Annotated in this window: 15 protein-coding genes and 1 riboswitch; of the genes, 2 read left to right on the top strand and 13 right to left on the bottom strand. The window is 34.7% G+C overall.

Annotation, left to right across the window (positions count from 1 at the left end; translation table 11 throughout):
• The 10 genes from gatC to FC80_RS08285 all read right to left on the bottom strand — a co-directional run bounded on the left by gatC (position 1) and on the right by FC80_RS08285 (position 12,740).
• A complete protein-coding gene (gatC, locus tag FC80_RS08330; RefSeq protein ID WP_057829676.1) occupies positions 1–303 on the bottom strand; it encodes an Asp-tRNA(Asn)/Glu-tRNA(Gln) amidotransferase subunit GatC in 303 nt (100 codons plus the stop codon).
• Between the two features lie 79 nt (positions 304–382).
• Positions 383–1,537 carry a CamS family sex pheromone protein gene (locus FC80_RS08325; RefSeq protein WP_057829675.1) on the bottom strand — a complete coding sequence of 385 codons (1,155 nt, stop codon included), beginning with the start codon at positions 1,535–1,537 and terminating at the stop codon, positions 383–385.
• Positions 1,534–3,549, bottom strand: coding sequence for an NAD-dependent DNA ligase LigA (ligA, locus tag FC80_RS08320; protein WP_057829674.1), 2,016 nt, complete (start codon positions 3,547–3,549; stop codon positions 1,534–1,536). The genes FC80_RS08325 and ligA overlap by 4 nt, the downstream gene beginning before the upstream one ends.
• 23 nt (positions 3,550–3,572) lie before the next feature.
• On the bottom strand, positions 3,573–5,810 hold the full coding sequence (pcrA, locus tag FC80_RS08315) for a DNA helicase PcrA (RefSeq protein WP_057829673.1): 2,238 nt from the start codon (positions 5,808–5,810) through the stop codon (positions 3,573–3,575).
• Positions 5,811–6,232: 422 nt separating this feature from the next.
• Positions 6,233–7,417 carry a 5-(carboxyamino)imidazole ribonucleotide synthase gene (locus FC80_RS08310; protein ID WP_057829672.1) on the bottom strand — a complete coding sequence of 395 codons (1,185 nt, stop codon included), beginning with the start codon at positions 7,415–7,417 and terminating at the stop codon, positions 6,233–6,235.
• A gap of 468 nt (positions 7,418–7,885) precedes the next feature.
• Positions 7,886–9,181: a nucleobase:cation symporter-2 family protein gene (locus FC80_RS08305; protein WP_057829671.1), complete on the bottom strand. Its 1,296-nt coding sequence runs from the start codon at positions 9,179–9,181 to the stop codon at positions 7,886–7,888.
• Positions 9,174–9,761, bottom strand: coding sequence for a xanthine phosphoribosyltransferase (locus FC80_RS08300; RefSeq protein ID WP_057829670.1), 588 nt, complete (start codon positions 9,759–9,761; stop codon positions 9,174–9,176). The genes FC80_RS08305 and FC80_RS08300 overlap by 8 nt, the downstream gene beginning before the upstream one ends.
• 70 nt (positions 9,762–9,831) lie before the next feature.
• A riboswitch (purine riboswitch) is annotated at positions 9,832–9,930 on the bottom strand.
• A gap of 26 nt (positions 9,931–9,956) precedes the next feature.
• Positions 9,957–10,676 (bottom strand): glycoside hydrolase family 73 protein, encoded by a 720-nt coding sequence (locus tag FC80_RS08295; protein ID WP_235807264.1) that lies wholly within the window; start codon positions 10,674–10,676, stop codon positions 9,957–9,959.
• Positions 10,677–10,705: 29 nt separating this feature from the next.
• Positions 10,706–11,299 (bottom strand): ECF transporter S component, encoded by a 594-nt coding sequence (locus FC80_RS08290; RefSeq protein WP_057829669.1) that lies wholly within the window; start codon positions 11,297–11,299, stop codon positions 10,706–10,708.
• Positions 11,300–11,771: 472 nt separating this feature from the next.
• Entirely contained in the window at positions 11,772–12,740 is a 969-nt protein-coding gene (locus FC80_RS08285; RefSeq protein ID WP_057829668.1) for an AEC family transporter, read from the bottom strand.
• Positions 12,741–13,022: 282 nt separating this feature from the next.
• Between FC80_RS08285 and FC80_RS08280 the strand changes: the two genes are divergently transcribed.
• Positions 13,023–13,907 (top strand): LysR family transcriptional regulator, encoded by an 885-nt coding sequence (locus FC80_RS08280; protein ID WP_057829667.1) that lies wholly within the window; start codon positions 13,023–13,025, stop codon positions 13,905–13,907.
• A 41-nt stretch (positions 13,908–13,948) separates the two neighbouring features.
• On the opposite strand, the gene FC80_RS08275 is transcribed toward FC80_RS08280, so the two are convergent.
• From FC80_RS08275 to FC80_RS08265, 3 genes are all read right to left on the bottom strand, one after another.
• Positions 13,949–14,386 carry a MarR family winged helix-turn-helix transcriptional regulator gene (locus tag FC80_RS08275; RefSeq protein WP_057829666.1) on the bottom strand — a complete coding sequence of 146 codons (438 nt, stop codon included), beginning with the start codon at positions 14,384–14,386 and terminating at the stop codon, positions 13,949–13,951.
• Positions 14,387–14,942: 556 nt separating this feature from the next.
• A complete protein-coding gene (locus tag FC80_RS08270; RefSeq protein ID WP_057829665.1) occupies positions 14,943–16,118 on the bottom strand; it encodes a pyridoxal phosphate-dependent aminotransferase in 1,176 nt (391 codons plus the stop codon).
• A gap of 34 nt (positions 16,119–16,152) precedes the next feature.
• Complete coding sequence (locus FC80_RS08265; RefSeq protein WP_057829746.1) at positions 16,153–16,932, bottom strand: carbon-nitrogen family hydrolase; 780 nt, start codon at positions 16,930–16,932, stop codon at positions 16,153–16,155.
• 451 nt (positions 16,933–17,383) lie between these two features.
• Here FC80_RS08265 and FC80_RS08260 point away from each other — a divergent pair, with 451 nt between their 5' ends.
• On the top strand, positions 17,384–18,292 hold the full coding sequence (locus FC80_RS08260; RefSeq protein WP_057829664.1) for an L-lactate dehydrogenase: 909 nt from the start codon (positions 17,384–17,386) through the stop codon (positions 18,290–18,292).
• The last annotated feature ends 50 nt before the right edge of the window (positions 18,293–18,342 follow it).

The raw sequence follows: 18,342 nt of genomic DNA, 5'->3' as shown, positions 1-18,342 counted from the left end.
CTACGCTTCCTCGCTTTCGTCAATAATTGCGGGCACCTTGATATAACCATCTTGATGTTGTGGCACATTCTTCATTAACTCTTCACGAGCTGTTCCAGTGACTGCAACATCTTCTCTCATCACACCGATTGCATCCGTTACATGAGTTGTCACAGTAACTCCTTCAGTATCTACTTCGCTGAGTTGTTGCACCATTCCAATAATATCATCCATCTGTCCTGTAAATTTTTGCAATTCTTCATCCGTAAATGCTAATTTTGCTAAACTTGCAACATGCTTAACTTCACTTGCACTAATTGCCATTCAAACTCCTTCTTTCCCTATTTCTTTAGTAATTATTCTAGCATAAACTCTTAACTAATGGACATTTAACTCAGTTTTTTTAATAGCTTCCAAAAACATGAGTATAAAAATTAGTTGCATTTGCCTTACGTGCCAAAAAGCTCTGAACTGTTCCATCTGTTCCTTTGACCGTTATATCAATTGGAATTCCACTTGGTAAGTATGTTTTAGCTGCCTGTGCTAAATATTGAGTAAAGCTAGTTATCTCGGTTAAGCTATAAAATTGCGTTGTTATATTTACATTCATCCCTTGAAGAGCTTTTCCTTTATACTCGGCTTGTGCAGTCACTCCTGCAAGGTTAGGGAAGAAGTTTTGCACCTGTTTCTTGAAGCTCTCAAAAGACGTCTCATCATTATCATTAGGAACAGAAGAAACAGAAGTTGAAGGAAATACATAACTACGATAATCAAGACTTGTCCAATCATTGATTGTTGCCCCACTTGTCACATAGGTGTACTGATAAAAAGAACCACCCACTAAACTGTCATCTGATGCTTGTTGGAACATTGCAATGATGATAGGGGTATCTGCTGATACTCCACTCGTTTTTCGAAGTCTTTCTAATACCTTGGCAGCTGCTTGTTGTCCTTCAGCTATCATCTTTTCTTTTGATATATCAGTTGTATATGTTGCTCCATATTGTTCTTTTTGATAGTAATCTTTTCGATTCATTCCAATTCCGACTGTAATTCCTGCAAGTTGAAGCTTTCCGTCAACTTCTTTCATATAATCTTGTTCTTCAATTTGTTGAACATATATAGGATTACGCTTATCAGCATCCGTTTGCCCATTATTTACTGGGTTCAAACCATTTGGATTGCTCTTTGATTTTCTACCTAGCCAATCTTCGACCGTTGCAGAAGATAACAGCTGACCTTCACGGAAAACGTATTTACTTGTAGAATACTTAGTCTTTGATAATTGTGTTAACCCAGACTCAAAACTCTTTAAATTCAATAAGTTATCTGAATTTTGAGATATACCTACACCACGTGCCTTGCTAGTTAAATACTTACCATCTTCAACTACACCTTGATACTCACTGTCTTCTGCTTTACCAGTTACTTGGTAACCAGAAGAAGTAGAGCTCTTTGCAGCGTTCTTAACTGTAGATGTTGCTGAATCTAGCTTTGCACACCCAGCAAGTAAAACTAAACTCAAAGCAGCTCCCAGTATGACTCCTATTTTTTTCACTTTACAGCCTCCATTTGTTCAATAAACTGTTGCTCATTCCATATTTCAAGTCCAAAATCTTCTGCTTTTGCCAATTTGCCTCCAGCATCATGCCCCGCAATTACGATATCAGTTTTTTTGGAGACACTTCCAACAACATTCGCTCCATTTGCCTCCAACCATTTCTTCGCATCATTACGCTTTATCTGATCCAACGTACCAGTTAAAACAACTTTTTTACCGGTAAAATAAGTATTGCTAGACTCACTTAGCATAACACCTTGATACTTAAAATTAACACCTGCATTCGCTAATTCGCCAATTAAATTCTTAACTTCAGCATTATCAAAGTACGTAACAATACTCTTAGCAATTACCTCTCCAAGTGAATCCAATTGCGCAATTTCTTCTTCACTTGCCCTACATAGATTGTCCAAAGTTATAAAGTGTTCCATCAAAAGCTTTGCAACTTTTGCTCCAATATGTCGAATTCCTAATCCAAAAAGTAATCGTTCTACAGAATTATGCCGACTATTATCAATTGCTGTCAATAAGTTATTAGCAGACTTATCCTTAAAGTTATCTAATTTAAGCAAATCTTCAAAAGTTAACTGATACAAATCGGCAACATCGCTAATTAGATTTTTTTCAAACAATTGTTCAATTATTTTAGGACCCAATCCAGCAATCTCCATCGCATTACGAGATGCAAAATGGACTAGACTTTCTTTTACTAATGCTGGACATTTTGGATTAATACAGCGTAAAGCAACTTCTTCATCTAAATGAACTAATTTTGCATTACATACTGGGCAATTCAGCGGAATCTTATATGGTTTCGATTCTGGTAAACGCTTAGCCAATACAACATCTGAAACCTCTGGAATAATATCGCCAGCTTTATGCAAACGTACGGTATCGAACACCCTAATATCTTTTTCCCTAAGATAATCAGGATTGTGTAAAGATGCACGTGATACAGTCGTCCCTGCCAGTTGTACCGGATCCATTACTGCTGTAGGTGTCACTGTTCCCGTTCTCCCAACTGTCCATTCAATTTCTCTTACGACAGTTTCTTGTTCATCAGGAGGAAACTTATAAGCTATTGCCCAACGTGGCACCTTAACCGTGTTACCAACTATAGCATGAGTTGATAAGTCATCAACTTTTAAGACAATTCCATCAATCTCATATGCCAATTTTGCACGTTCAACCTGATATTCGTCAATATACGAAAAAGCTTCCTCAATTGTTTTACTCTGTCTTGAGGCTGAATTAACCTTAAATCCCCAATCATGCAATTTTCTTAGTACATCTGTTTGTGTTTTCAGACCATATTTTTCAGGTTCAATTAGATAATACATAAATGTACTAAGTTGTCTACTTGCGGTAATTCTAGTGTCTAATTGTCGCAAGCTCCCAGCAGCTGCATTTCTGGGATTCGCAAAAATCGGTTGACCCTGTTCTTCTCTTTTTTGATTAAGCATTACAAAAGCCTTTTTGGGCATATAACATTCACCACGAACCTCTAATGAAAGTGGCTCACTTAAATTTAAAGGAATTGCTTTAACTGTTTTTAAGTTTTCCGTAATATCCTCACCAATTGTTCCATTACCACGCGTTGATCCTTGAACAAACACTCCATCTTTGTAAATAAGTGAAATTGCCAGCCCATCAATTTTGAGCTCACAACTATAATTCACATCAACTCCAAGTTTCTTACTTAAACGATTATCAAATTCCTGTAATTCTCCTTTAGAGAACACATCCCCTAATGAAAGCATTGGAATTTCATGCTCTTTTTTCTCAAATCCAGTGAGCACCTCGCCCCCTACTCTTCTTGTAGGAGAATCCAGTTGCACTAGTGCTGGATACTTTTCTTCTAGCTTAACCAGCTCATTGTATGCTTCGTCATAAACATAATCTTCAACAACTGGTTGATCTTCAACGTAATACTGATGTGCCCAATCATTCAATTGTTTTACGAGTTCTTTTATCCGTAACTGTGCCTGCATATTTTTACTAGCTGTCATCATCTGGCCTCCTCTTGATTAGGCTAATTCTTTTTCGTAATAGGTGCAAAGGATGCTAACAATCGTTTAATTCCCATTCCAGCAAATGCAATATCTAACTCCATATTTTCACCAGTTCCAGATAACTTGACCACTGTTCCTTCACCCCAAGCCTTGTGCAACACCTTATCCCCTACACTCCAACCAACTTTTTCAGCACCAGTTCCCTTATTTTCTTCAACAGTCCCAGCTGGCATTTTATAATGTGTCTGTGCTTTTCCAAAAGGATATTCTTTCTTGGTACTACTACTCTTGATATTCGTATTCGAAACTTGTTGATTTTCTGCCTGTAGTAAATCTGAATCGATTTCTTCAATGAATCTGGAGGCTGGATTATTTTGACGTCTGCCATATAGCAGTCTCGAAAAAGCATTCGTTAAGAATAATTCTTTCTCAGCTCGCGTTATACCTACATATGCTAAACGACGTTCTTCTTCTAACTCATTTTCATCCATCATTGCCCGCGATAATGGAAAAATTCCTTCTTCCATTCCCATCAAAAAAACAATTGGAAACTCAAGCCCTTTAGCAGCATGTAATGTCATAAGAGTAACTTCATCAGCTTCTTCAACTAAGCTATCTTGATCTGAAACTAATGCTAAATCTGCCAGAAAGTCAACGAATGGATCACTATTTTCATCGTCTGGTTGCCATGAATCATCAAATTGTTTCGTAACCGATAAAAATTCATCTAAGTTTTCAAGTCTACTCTGATTCTCCAAGGATTTAGTATCTTCCAAAACTTTTCGATAACCACTTTTTTCAAGAATTTTCTCAGTTAACTCTGTCACACTTAATCTGTCTTGTAATACATGTAAATCATTTATTAAATTTGCAAAATCCGTCAGAGCAACACTGGCTTTACCAGAAATATTTGCTAAAACTGCATTACTTGCCGCATCCAACAAACTCATTTGCATATTTTGTGCAAAATCCGTTAACCTTTCTAAACTTGTTGCCCCAATTCCTCTCTTTGGTTCATTAACAATTCTTTCGAAGCTCAATGAATCTTGTGGATTTGTGACTAATTGCATATACGCCAAGACATCTCTAATTTCTTTACGATCGTAGAATTTATGTGCTCCAACAATTTTATAAGGAATATTTGCTTTCATAAAAGTTTCTTCAATTGTCCGCGATTGAGCATTTGTTCGGTACAAAATGGCAAAATCATTGTAACGATAATTATCTGTTCGCATCATTTTTTGAATGTTACGAACAACATAAAAAGCCTCATCGTTTGCATTTTGACCACGATAATATTTTATCTTTGAGCCATCATTATTTTGTGTCCACAATTCTTTAGCTTTACGATTAACATTATTGTTAATTACCGAATTTGCCGCTTGTAAAATTGTCTTAGTTGAACGATAATTTTGCTCCAATTTAACCAAGGTTGCATCTGGATAATCTTCTTCAAAATTCATAATATTTTCCATATTAGCACCCCGCCAACCATAGATACTCTGATCAGCATCTCCTACAACGCATAGATTACGATTCTTTTGCGCCAACTGACTTACAAGTTCGTACTGCGCTTGGTTGGTATCTTGATATTCATCAACATGGATATACTGGAATTTCCGCTGATAAAATTCTAATACATCTGGAACTTCTTTAAATAAACGATGCGTTAACATTATCAAATCATCAAAATCGACAGCTTGATTATTTTCCAATTGTTTCTGATATTCTGGATAGACATCCGCAACAACTTGCTCAAAAGGCCCTTTGGCATTCATACGATACTGTGTTGGAGACTTCAAGTCATTTTTGGCATTCGAAATTGCACCTAAAATTGTGCGGGGATCAAATTTTTTCACATCAATATTTAGATCTGCAAGAATATGTTTAATCAAAGTACGCTGCTCACTAGTCCCTGTAATGGTGAATGCCCGATTATAGCCAATTTTGTCTATGTCTCGTCTTAATATGCGGACACAAAGTGCATGGAAGGTCGAAACCCAGACATCATTTGCCCCATCTTCTAATAGTTTTCCAATACGTTCACGCATTTCTGCTGCTGCCTTATTTGTAAAAGTAATTGCTAAAATGTTCCAAGGATTGACATTTTTTTCTTCAATCAGGTATGCCACACGATGAGTCAAAACACGTGTTTTTCCACTCCCAGCACCCGCAATAATCAAAAGCGGACCTTCAGTACATAAGACCGCCTCTTGTTGCTTGTTATTCATTCCTTTTAGTAGTCTGTCTGCTGTCAATTTTTTCAATCCTCTCTTTTAATCCAATCATTTTTTATTATACCAAAAAAGAAGAAAGAGTGTGACATCTGATAGATAACTTCGAGCATCAATATAGCATTAGAAATATAGCACAGAGCTTTTCCCCGAATGATTTAAGATTAACTGACAAATTTTGAGATTTTAAAAATTAATATATACTCAAAAAATACGTGATATTCATTGATTCATCGTTTTACAATTATATTAGACATCAAAGACTACTGTGATAAATGCTATTTATAAGTCATAAAAAATTGAGCACAAAAAAAGCCAGGTAAAAATTGTCTCCCCTAGCCTTTATATTCTGTCCAGTATCGTTAATCTTTTAATACTTAATTAATTCAAAAGCCTTGTCTTTTTCAAACTTTAACATTGCTTGAGCTTGACTGAACAAACTGCAACTATTCTTCCGTCGTCTCATCTGAAGCATCATCAAGTACTAAACTATCATCTATAGTTTCTTTGTTCCAAATATTTGTTGCTTCTATCTGCTGGATAGCTGCCGTTGTTGTCTCTGCTAAAACTAATAAATATCCGGGATTAACAACTCTGTTATTTTGTGGATAACGATAGAAACGATAAAACCAGTTATCTTTGAGCAACCATTGTGTACGCAAATTATCAAGGTCTTCATTTTTTACTGCCACCATGACAGTCGGTTGTACAAATTTAACTTGTGGAATTGGCATCTGCGCCAATATCCGCAGATGCATTTCAAACATCGAAATATTTGTTGCTTTTTCAAAAACGAACCCAGCTTTGTGGAGTGCAGGTACGATACGTTTTACATATAAAGAACCGCTCTTTGTTAAGAAAAATGCAATTTCAAGTACACCCACATAATCGAGTTGCGTTGCAATTTCAGTAGCAATCCGTCGTACTTCTATCTGTATTTCCTCATCAATTTGACTTTTAACGCTTGATTGAAATAGGTGGTGATCTCGATAAGTATTTTCTACCGTTGGAAAAAAGTTTAACTTACCGTCAACTTCCTTCCCAATTATTACAGACAGTTCTTTATCATAGGGAATCCATGCCTCAAGAACATAGGTCCCCAAATCAATAATATCTGCACATTTAGCAATATCAGATTGTTTATTAATAACTTGTTGTCTTTTTCTGCCAAACCCTTTTTGAATTGGTTTTAATACACACGGATACCCAATTGACCCGATTGCTTGATAAATATCATCTAAGCTTACAATTGTAGCATAAGGAGCAATATTGACATTCATTTGTTCCAAAAAAGCACGCTCTAATAAACGATCCTGTGCGATTTCTAAAGCTTCACTGCCTTGTGGAACCTGTGTATACTGCTTAACAACAGCTACAGCGTCAGGAGAGACCTTGTCTGACTCATAGGTTACAAGGTCACACCGCTCTGCAAAGTTTTGCACCTTACTTTCATTGCTTAAAGAACCAACAATTCCCAAATCAGCTTCTTGCATTGTTGGAGCAGCTTCGTCACTATTATAAGCAATCACTTTAAAGCCCATTTTTTTTGCAGCTTCCGCTAACATTATTCCATTAGAGCTTTCACCTATTATTCCTATTGTACTTCCTGGAAATAAAATCTTTCTTTCCATTCTCTCACTACTTTCCATCTGGATAATTTATGTCAGCCGTTGAATTAGCGTTCTATTCAAGTACTCTTATCATATTTTATCATAACATATCATGATATGACGTGAAAAAAATTTAAAATATAGAAGTGCGTCAAAAATGCTTAGCCTTTGAGCATTAAAGGAAAATTACGCAATTGCAAGAATTTGGCAATAAGTTATTTACTTTAAGCGCAGAAGGTTATTTTTGTAAACACGTTAAAATATAGAAGTGCGTCAAAAATGCTTAGCCTTTGAGCATTAAAGAAAAATTACGCAATTGCAAGAATTTGGCAATAAGTTATTTGCTTTAAGCGCAGAAGGTTATTTTTGTAAGCACGTTAAAATATAGAAGTGCGTCAAAAATGCCTAGCCTTTGAGCATTAAAGGAAAAGAAGTATGCCATATCCAGGTCACTTCTTACCGGATTAAGGCATACTCCCCTATTTAAGTCTAATCTGTTAGTCCATCTTTTCCTTTAAAAATAACATTTAATAAGACCGATGTTATACTTGCAACAACAATCCCATTACCTAAGAATAATTGGATTGTTTTAGGCAAGAATTGGAAAATCCCAGGATATATTGAAACCCCCAAACCCATTCCAACAGCAAGTGCAACAATCAATATATTACGTTCATCAGAAAAGTCGACATTAAATAGCATCCGGATTCCTTGAACACTAATCATTGAAAACATAACCAACATTGCACCACCAAGCACGGGAGTAGGAATAATTGTCGCAATTGCCCCAATTTTAGGTAAAAGCCCCATTATCATCAACAAAATTGCTGACCAATAAATTGGCCTTTTTGTTTTAATCCCCGAAAGTTGAAGTAAGCCCACATTTTGCGAAAAAGTTGTATATGGGAAAGTATTAAAGATGCCTCCTAAAATAACTGCCAACCCTTCAGCACGATACCCACGTTTTAAATCATCTGATGTTATTTGCTTATTTAGGATTCCTCCTAAAGCAAAAAATACACCCGTTGATTCAACCATTGAAACCAATGCAATAATTATCATTGTCAAAGAAGATGACCATTCAAATTGTGGTGCCCCAAAATAAAAGGGCTGTGGTATATGAAACCATGAGGCTTCCGTTATCGGCGAAGTAGAAACAAGACCCATAGTTGCTGCTACAGCAGTCCCAGATATCAGACCAATCAAAATAGCAATTGAACTAAAAAAGCCTTTTCCCCAAACTTGGACTAATAAAATAACAACTATTGTAATTAAACCAAGTATCAGGCTTTGAATATTTCCAAAACTCTTTGCCGTGGAATCACCACCACCGATATTTTGAATTGCAATTGGAATCAATGTAAGTCCAATAACTGTAATTAAAGAACCTGTTACAACCGGTGGGAAAAACTTCTTTATTCTAGCAAATTGTCCCCCGATTAAGAAAACAAAAATACCAGCAATAATAATTGCACCATACATTGTTCCAATTGAAAATTGTTTACCAATCATTTTAAGTGGTTCTACTGCTTGAATTGCACAACCAAGTATAACTGGTAAGCCAATTCCAAAATACCGATTTCTTAATAATTGCAAAAAAGTTGCCAATCCACACATAAAGATGTCAATTGAAACCAAGTAGGTCATCTCTGTACTATTGAAATTTAATGCTGTCCCAATTAACAAAGGTACTGCAACAGCTCCAGAATACATTGCCAATAAATGTTGAATTCCTAAAACTGCTGCCTTGCTATGTGACACTTCTTTAAACTCAGTATTATTCATTTGTTTCATCTCCTACAAAATGAACTTTGTTGTCATCAAAAGAAGAAATTCGTGCAAGTGATTCTAACTTTATTCCTTGTTTTTCAATCAGTGCAGCACCATCTTGAAATGATTTTTCTATCGCAATACCAACACCAACCAATTCAGCCTGTGCTTCTTTACAAATTTCAATCAGGCCTTGAACAGCTTGCCCATTAGCTAGGAAATCATCGATAATTAAAACTTTGTCGTCACTACTCAAAAATTTTTGATCAACTGAAACTGTATTTTTGACTTTTTTAGTATAAGAATATACTTCTGCAGTAAATAGGCCGTCATTCATGGTGACACTTTTTTGTTTACGCGCGAATAAGACTGGAACATGTAAAATTAGGCCAGTCATCATCGCGGGGGCAATTCCTGAAGCCTCTATTGTCAATATCTTAGTAATCTTTTCACCTTCAAAAAGGCTTACAAATTCTTGCCCTAATTTATACATCAAATCAGGATCAATTTGATGATTCAAAAACTGATTTACCTTCAAAACATTTCCTGGTAATACTAATCCATCTTCACGGATACGATCTTCTAATAACTTCACGTTCTTCTCTCCTTTTAAAATAAAAAAGCCTCTTTTACAGTTAAAAACAGTAAAAGAAGCCAATATTAAATATAATAGCTTTTTTACTTATAGTCCAAGATTTACGGTCTTGGGTAGAAACTTGTCATCCTTATTATGACATTATATAAGCTTAATCCTATTGAAGATTAACATACAAAAATTCTTTTTTCAATACTATTCATTCGTGTTTTCCTCAGATATACTGTCATACTTATTCAAATCATATGTCTGAATCAAATTTATCAATTTTGTTGCATAACTAGGATCGGTTGCATATCCCTTTTCTTGTAGTGCTTGCGCAGCCTCCTTATAATTGCTAGCCTCCAAAACTGCACGGTAATGTTGTTTATCCCATGCTGTTCCTTCCATAAATAACTTTGTGTGTGCCTCAATTGACTCCGCCCAACTCGCATAAACGGCAAAACTTGCAGTCACCGTAATCCATTGTCCATTAACATATTCTTTGGTTGTTAAGTTCTCTGCCCCAGTAGCATCACTCTTAACTCCAAATAGATTATGATATTTTGTTGCCAATTGGCTTTGTCCCCAGTCAGATTCAAGTGCTGCTTGTGCTAGAGTTATGCTTGTTAGTACTTTATCTTGTTTTTGTTGTTGTTGTGCTATTGGCAGAATTTGAGTAATAAATTTGCGCTTCATAGTATCGCTTATTTGACTCGTTTGCATACTTTGCCTATTTTGCTGACTTCTACCAACCCATCCAAGCAACTGTACAGCAACAATCCCCAAAATCAGTAATGCCACAACTACATTCAAAATTTGAATATGCCCCCGAGAGAAGAATAGGCCATCTTTCTTCTTTGTTCTTGGGCTTTTTCTAGTAGTTACACGCTTTTTTCGAATTGTTCTTGCTTTAGTAATCTTTTTTCTGGGCACAAAAACTCAACCTTTCATCTTCAAAAAAATTATTCATGAAAATTCCATTTCTTAATTAATGGAATACTAATTAATGGAGCCACTATTCCTGCAAGGATTGCTTCTGGTATTCCGTTTGTTCCCACAACAGTAAGCAAATACGGTAGCAATGCTTTAGAATCTATATGATACAGAATTTGCGATTTTCCTTGATAAAACAAGTAAATCTGTCCCAAAACTAAAAAAGTATTGCAGCATGCACCTAAAATTGCGGCCATTGGTAAAAATTTATTTGGTTTTTGACTTTTTTTAAGAGCTACCGCGAATATTCCTCCAGCAACTACACCAATCATAATACGCGGTAAAATTGCGATCAAAGGATTCACAAAAACAATTGTTGCCAAAGGACTAGTTGGCCAGACAAACGCTCTTATAAATGTGACAAATCCCCATATTCCACCGATAATTGCGCCATCAACTGGTCCAAGAACAAAAGCTGCTACAATTACTGTGATATGAATTAATGTTAAATCTAGTGGCCCTATTGGAAGATAACCTAAAAAAGGAACTAAATTTTGAACGATGATGATTGCTGTAAAAAAAGCTAAAAAGACGAGCCTTCTTATTTTTTTATGATTATTCAATTATTCCAACTCCGCTTGTATTATTTAGACTTGATTATATCACACAGTGTAAAGACTGGCGGGAGACATCGAGTATTAACTTAGAATTTCAAAATAGCTCGCTTTTTGCTATGAGAAATTTGTAGTTAAACGGAGATGGTTGACAGTCAGAGCATGACTATATCACAGTGTAAAGACTGGCGGGAGACATCGAGTATTAACTTAGAATTTCAAAATAGCTCGCTTTTTGCTATGAGAAATTCGTAGTTAAACGGAGATGGTTGACAGTCAGAACATGACTATATCACAGTGTAAAGACTGGTGGGAGACATCGAGTATTAACCAAAAATAATAACGAAAAGATAGTGAAACAAAAAATTCGTATCTCTTCGTTATCATTTACTATTTTTAACAAAGTCTTAATTTTTAGACAAAACTCAAATTTTTCTTTAGTTAAAAAGTAGATATTTAATTTTATTAATTAATCATATTTTTATATAAATTGAATAACTGCCATCAATATTGGAACAATTACAATAAATAAGACGGTACTAATTGTTACAATGTTCGTTGCATATTTGACATCTCCATGAGCTTCATTAGCGAGAATTGGTAATACTGCAAGCATTGGAGTTGCAGATTGAACAATCAAAGTTTGACTCATTAGTTTTGGCATTCCTAGACCCCAAGAAATCCCAAGTTCAATCAAAATAATTAATACAATAGGAGACAATACAAAACGTCCTAATAATGCAAGAACTGTATCTCGATCAAGTCGCATATTACTCAATCCTGCATCTGCAAGTACAATTCCAATATAAATCAGTGACAATGGTGTAACTAAAGAACCAACATAAGACAAAGTTTGTTCTGCAAATGATGGCACCGGAATTCCAATTAACATCCAAATAACTGCAACTATAAAGCCAACGAGTGGCATTGGTAAAAGTTTCTTCCAGTTTAATTTCTGTGACTTTTTCTTGCTTTTATCGACAGTTGGATCATCGTTTGAAATTAGAAAAACACCAAATGCCCATGTAGAAACAGTATTAATAATGTAATAAATTAGAAAATAAGTTGTCGCTTTTTGTCCAAAAAGTGCATTATTCAAGGGCATCCCAATAAAAATTGTATTTGCATTAACAACCGCATTCATAAAAATCCCTCGACGACCTGCTGGAATCTTTAAAACTTTGACTGTTAACCATGCAATTATATAACCAATAACAACAGCAATTGCTGGAAAAATTAATCCCGTAGATAAACCAAATAGTTTACTACGTGTCAAATTGTTCATAACTGCAACAAAAATTGAAGCTGGTAAAGCTATTTTCGTGATCAAAGAGGAAATATTTTTTCCAAAGCTATCCGAAAACCAACCAGTTTTCCTCAAAATATATCCCAAAGCCATAATCAAAACAATTACAGTTACGCTCGAAACAGAAGTCAAAAATACTGTCATTTCTTATTACCTCCATAATAAAAATTATTATTTATCGTACCTAAACAAATTTACATCCTATATAAAAAAAGATAATTCTCATGGCAATATTTGATTACCACCATATAGGATAAGACGCTTATTTAAGAAATAAATTAAGATATTCATTACTTTCACCTCTAAAAGCATTGCTAAACTTACACGATATGTTAAACTTGTGTTAATTTATAGTCAAAACCATGTTATACTATCAAATGTTTTTATATGAAGTATAAGTAATTACTTCTACAAGGAGGAATTGTTATGAATATCAAGGAATTCCATTATTTTCACAAATTGGTTGAAGACAAAAACTTTTCGCAAGTTGCTTCTTTTTTCAATGTCAGTCAGCCAACCATCACAATGGCTATTAAACGTTTAGAGTCGGAACTCGGAGTCAAATTATTTGTTCGTGATCGTTCGCATAAACAATTAGTAGTTACTCCAAGTGGCGAACAACTAGATCGCCATGTAACTCAAATATTGAATGAACTTGAAGTCATGAAAAAAGAACTTTTGAGAATTTCAAGTGAAAAAGTAATGTTTGGCTTACCACCAATTATTGGTACCTATTATTTCCCGCATGTTGCCCCTGAATTATTGAGAGCTGGTCTAATTGACAAACTCGATATTTTCGAGTCCGGCTCTAACGAAATGCTTAATTATATTCTTGACGGCACATTGGATCTTGCATTAATTGGTTCAATTACTCCAATTGTTGATACAAAATTAGATGCTAAGATTTTCGAACGAACACATTTTAAAATTGCAGTTAGTGAAAACCATCCTTTAGCCAAGCAAGATAGCGTTAAATTCAAGGAACTAGCTCAAGAAAAGTTCATTATTTTAGATGATCATTTTATTCATTCAGTTGCCTTTAACAAAATGTGTCATGCAAATCAATTTAGACCGCAAATCATTCATCGATCGAATGATGTCCATATCTTAAAAGCTATGATCAAGGAAAATATGGGAATTAGTTTTTTAACAGAATTAGCTCTACCACCAGAAAAAGGAATCAAAGTCTTAGATATTGCAGACTCAGATCAACCCGAATTTTTACTTTCAATTGTATATCGCCGATCCCATACACTAACTAAACTTCAACAGAGTTTGTTGGAAATACTTCCACAAAAAATTAATTTATAAAAAAAGAACTCCGGCAATCATGTCAGAGTTCTTTTTTCTATTTAAAATTCATCAAGACTTTCATCAGAAACAATTTCAATTGTTTGACGCAAAACACGCTTGAAAATAGCTAAGTCTTTTGGTGCAACTTCATCTTCTAAACGATTTTCTAGTCTTTGCCAAAAATCATTGTCAGCTTCAAGCATCTTAAGATACTTTTCAGTAACCATTAAATGAGTAACACGTCGATCAGTATCATCCAAACGTTTTTCAATCAATTCAAGACGCATCAACTTCTTGATATGATAATTAGTATTAGGTGTGGATTGATCAAGCAACTTTGAAATCATTCCAATTGTTGGTTCTTTTAATTGGTAAATTGCCTCCAAATAGTACACATCAATTGCACCTAATTTTTCAAAATCAGGATCATTTTGACGATGTTCATGTAACCGTAATACTTGCATTAAATTAGTTAAAGATTTTTGTAAAGTTATCACTTGTCTTCCTCCATAATTGCTTTATTTTTTTATCTACAACCTAGACTTATTTAATATACTAGAATTAACTGCTACTGTCAAGCCATGGTGCTTTACAATTACAACTTAATCTAAATTCTTACCATTATTATATCCCTTTTAAGCTAAAAAACCATTTATATGCTCTTCTCACTTATTAGGTATCATTATATTTAAGTATTCACTTATTGATTTCACCATATCAATAGCATTAAGAATAATAATCAATTCTTATTTACACATTGTACTACTAAGTAATCAAAAAAAGAACTAATATTACTCACTATATATTAATAAAAATGCTTGTAAAAATAAAATTTTTCTTATAACTTATAATTTTTTTAAACTATTGATTTTTGTCCAACAAAAAACTAAATATCTTAAACTGATTTTTTATTTTTTGCACCAATACATTAAAAAGCTTTGTATATCAAACTATAATTATAAGATTCTAAGAACAAAAAATAGAATTTTAATATTTTAATATATCCCTAATTATATTTTTTTTATTCATAAGTAAAACACTTTCATCGTCTTCTTAAAAAAGTTTTAACTTTTCTATACGCTTCACAGCCTCAACCAATCTTTCAGGTTCAACCAATAACCCAATACGTACATATGAATCCCCCATACTTCCAAATCCTTTACCAGGTGCAACCGCCACATCTGCTTTTTCAAGCAATAAATCAGCAAAGCTCTCACTAGTATATCCCTTTGGAACTGGCATCCATGCATAGAAGGTCCCCCCGGGAACAAAAGCATTCCAACCAATTTTTTTTGCAGCACTTACAAAAGCATTACGCCGTTGTTCATACTTATTAACTAATCCGTTGATTTCTACTTTTGCTTGTGGATCTAACAATGCAGTCACTGCCGCTTCTTGAATTGCTGGAAAAACACTTACGAACAGATGGTCTTGAATTAAATTAATAGCTTCTATCATTGAAGAATTACCAACCGCAAAAGCGATTCGCCACCCAGCCATATTAAATGTTTTTGAAAAAGTGTACATCTCAATTCCAACATCTTTTGCACCCTTTGCTTGCAAAAAACTCGGATTCTGATAATTATCAAAACCAAGTGCCCCGTAAGCAAAATCACTAATTACACCAACATTATTTTCCTGTGCAAATTCAACAGTTTTTTCATAAAACTCTTTTGTTGCTACTGCTCCAGTCGGATTATTAGGGTAATTCAAATATATGAATTTAGCTTTTTTTGCAATTTCTTTATCAATTTCATCATAATCTGGTAAAAAATCATTTTCTATTCGTAATGGAAATGTTTCATAGTTAACTTTACCCAATGTTACTCCCGATAAATAATCAGGATATCCTGGATCAGGTAACAATAAAAGTTCTCCTGGATTCATCAAAGCCCATGGCAGTTCAACTAATCCTATTTTGGAACCACCCAAAATTGCCACTTCCGACTCTGGTTCAAGTTCAACATCATACTGGTCCTTATAAAATTTGGCTGCTGCTACCTTAAGTTCATGCAGTCCCCTAAATTGTGAATATTTATGATTAATCGGACGAAGAGCCTGCTCTTGAAGTGCTTTAACAATATAATCAAACGTTGGTTGATCTGGATTTCCTTGTCCCAAATTAATAACATCTTTCCCCGCAGCAATTTTTTTATTGACCTTCGCTACAAGCGTCGCAAAAAATTGGGTGGGTAAATTTTTTAAAAGTTCTGATTCTTCAAATTTCATTTTAAATTTCCTCTCTTCTTCAATATATAGTTTATTAATACAGTTCTGGTCGACGATCTTTAAACACAGGGATATCACCACGAATTTTGCTTAAATCATCTAAGTCAAACTCACATGTAAAAATTCCTTCAACACCTGGAGTTCCTTCAACTAATATTTCACCTAGTGGATTAATTACTAGAGAATGCCCATTAAAACTATCTTTAGGTGCTTCACCAACTCGGTTAACTGCAACAACAAATGCTTGGTTCTCGATTGCTCGTGCACGCAAAAGTGTCTCCCACTGTGCAATTCTTTTTGTTGGCCACTGAGCACTCACAAATAAAATTTGCTGTCCCTCAGACATTAGCTTACGTTCCCATTCAGGAAAACGAATATCATAACAAATTACCCCTGCAGCTTTAATATCATCAAGCTCAAATTGATTTTTTGTTGCCCCTGCACTAATGAATTTATCTTCGTTCATTAATCCAAACAAATGGACTTTTTGATATTCACTTATCAAAGATCCAGTTCGATTGAAAACATAGCTACTATTATAAAAATTACCTTCTTTTTTTATCGCAACGGAGCCACCAACAATATTGACTGTCAATTTTTTAGCCAAGTCTGACAATAAAGCTTTCGTCTTTTTTCCATCCTCATCTGCAATTTCAGCCAAATTTTCTAAGGAATATCCCGTATTCCACATTTCAGGAAGTACAATCACATCTGGATTTTCTTGCGCAGCTTTCTCGATATACTTACGAACCTTATGATAATTTTCGTCAGGATTACCAAAAATTACATCCAATTGTAATAAGCTGACTTTGATTTTTTTCATATCTTTTGCCTCCCAAACTCATAAAATTTTTGGTACAAAAAAGACTCATCCCCTCAAATAAGGACGAGTCTTACCGTGTTACCACCTTTTTTTGTGTTATCCTCGTAGACAACACCTCAGTAGCTAAATTCCAATTCTTAGCTTTGTGCTAAAACGTGCACAACTTCGTCACTGGATATCTACACATACCAGTACCATTCCAAGCTCATTTTCTATCTACTACCTTATTCTCTCCCACCATCCGAGAACTCTCTTTAAAGTTAATAATATATACTCTACTCTTCATTATGTTCTTTATTTATTTTAATGTTTATAAGAATAATTCTAGCGAAAACTACTATTATGTCAAGGCCAAAATATTTTTTTGCTTGACAATTGTGGATTTAAAATTAAAATTAATGACAGTATTTGATTGCTAATTTTAATAATGGGGGATTCGTAAATGCGAAAGATTGGAATAATTGGTTTGGGACATGTTGGTGCCACAATCGCCTACACCTTAGTAACAAAAGGAATTGTAGATGAACTAGTCATCATAGATACTAATGATGACAAAGCAACTGCTGAAGAATATGATTTACGAGATACTCTTGCACGCTTGGATACATTCACAAAGATTATCCCTCAAGATTACGATGCTTTATCTGATGCTGACCTTGTAATTACCGCTTTTGGAAATATCTCTTCTATAAAAATGGATGGCGATCGTTTCGGTGAACTAAACTTCAATGCAGAAGCAGTCAAAGAAATTGCTGCCAATCTTAAGGCAACTACATTTAATGGTGTCTTGATCAACATTAGTAATCCTTGTGATGTTGTGACTACATTGTTACAACAACAATCTGGTCTCAGTAAAAATCAAGTCTTCGGTACAGGAACATTCCTAGATACAGCAAGAATGCAACGAGCTGTTGGTCAAGCATTACATGAAGACCCTAAAAATATTAGCGGCTATGTACTAGGTGAACATGGTGAATCCCAGTATACAGCATGGTCAACTGTCGAAGTTAAAGGGCATCCAATTACTCAGATTGCAAGCGAGAAGGGATTAGATCTTGAATCACTTGATCAACAAGCCCGACGCGGTGGTTGGCTAGTCTTTTCAGGAAAACACTATACTTGTTACGCTATCGCAACTTGTGCTATTAAGTTGGCCCAAGCAGTCTTATCTGATGCACACCTAGCTTGTCCAACTTCTGTTTATATTGAAGAATATGGTCATTACATTGGATATCCCGCAGTTGTTGGACGTAAAGGAATTATTGAGGTTAATAAAATTTCCTTATCAGTTGCAGAAAAAGCCCAATTAGATCGTTCTGCAAAAATTATCAAAGAAAAACTTGTCCATTAACATTAATTATTAAAATAGCTATCTGAGAAGGTACTAGTTCACTAGTCTTT

It is taken from the genome of Liquorilactobacillus cacaonum DSM 21116 (assembly GCF_001436735.1).
GTDB lineage: Bacteria > Bacillota > Bacilli > Lactobacillales > Lactobacillaceae > Liquorilactobacillus > Liquorilactobacillus cacaonum.
This window is presented reverse-complemented; position numbering and strand designations above follow the sequence as displayed.

Bases quoted from the DNA above. Each gene is read 5' to 3' on its own strand.
- gatC (WP_057829676.1), bottom strand. From the start codon at position 303: ATGGCAATTAGTGCAAGTGAAGTTAAGCATGTTGCAAGTTTAGCAAAA.
- ligA (WP_057829674.1), bottom strand. From the start codon at position 3,549: ATGACAGCTAGTAAAAATATGCAGGCACAGTTACGGATAAAAGAACTC.
- FC80_RS08310 (WP_057829672.1), bottom strand. From the start codon at position 7,417: ATGGAAAGAAAGATTTTATTTCCAGGAAGTACAATAGGAATAATAGGT.
- FC80_RS08305 (WP_057829671.1), bottom strand. From the start codon at position 9,181: ATGAATAATACTGAGTTTAAAGAAGTGTCACATAGCAAGGCAGCAGTT.
- FC80_RS08285 (WP_057829668.1), bottom strand. From the start codon at position 12,740: ATGACAGTATTTTTGACTTCTGTTTCGAGCGTAACTGTAATTGTTTTG.
- FC80_RS08280 (WP_057829667.1), top strand. From the start codon at position 13,023: ATGAATATCAAGGAATTCCATTATTTTCACAAATTGGTTGAAGACAAA.
- FC80_RS08270 (WP_057829665.1), bottom strand. From the start codon at position 16,118: ATGAAATTTGAAGAATCAGAACTTTTAAAAAATTTACCCACCCAATTT.
- FC80_RS08260 (WP_057829664.1), top strand. From the start codon at position 17,384: ATGCGAAAGATTGGAATAATTGGTTTGGGACATGTTGGTGCCACAATC.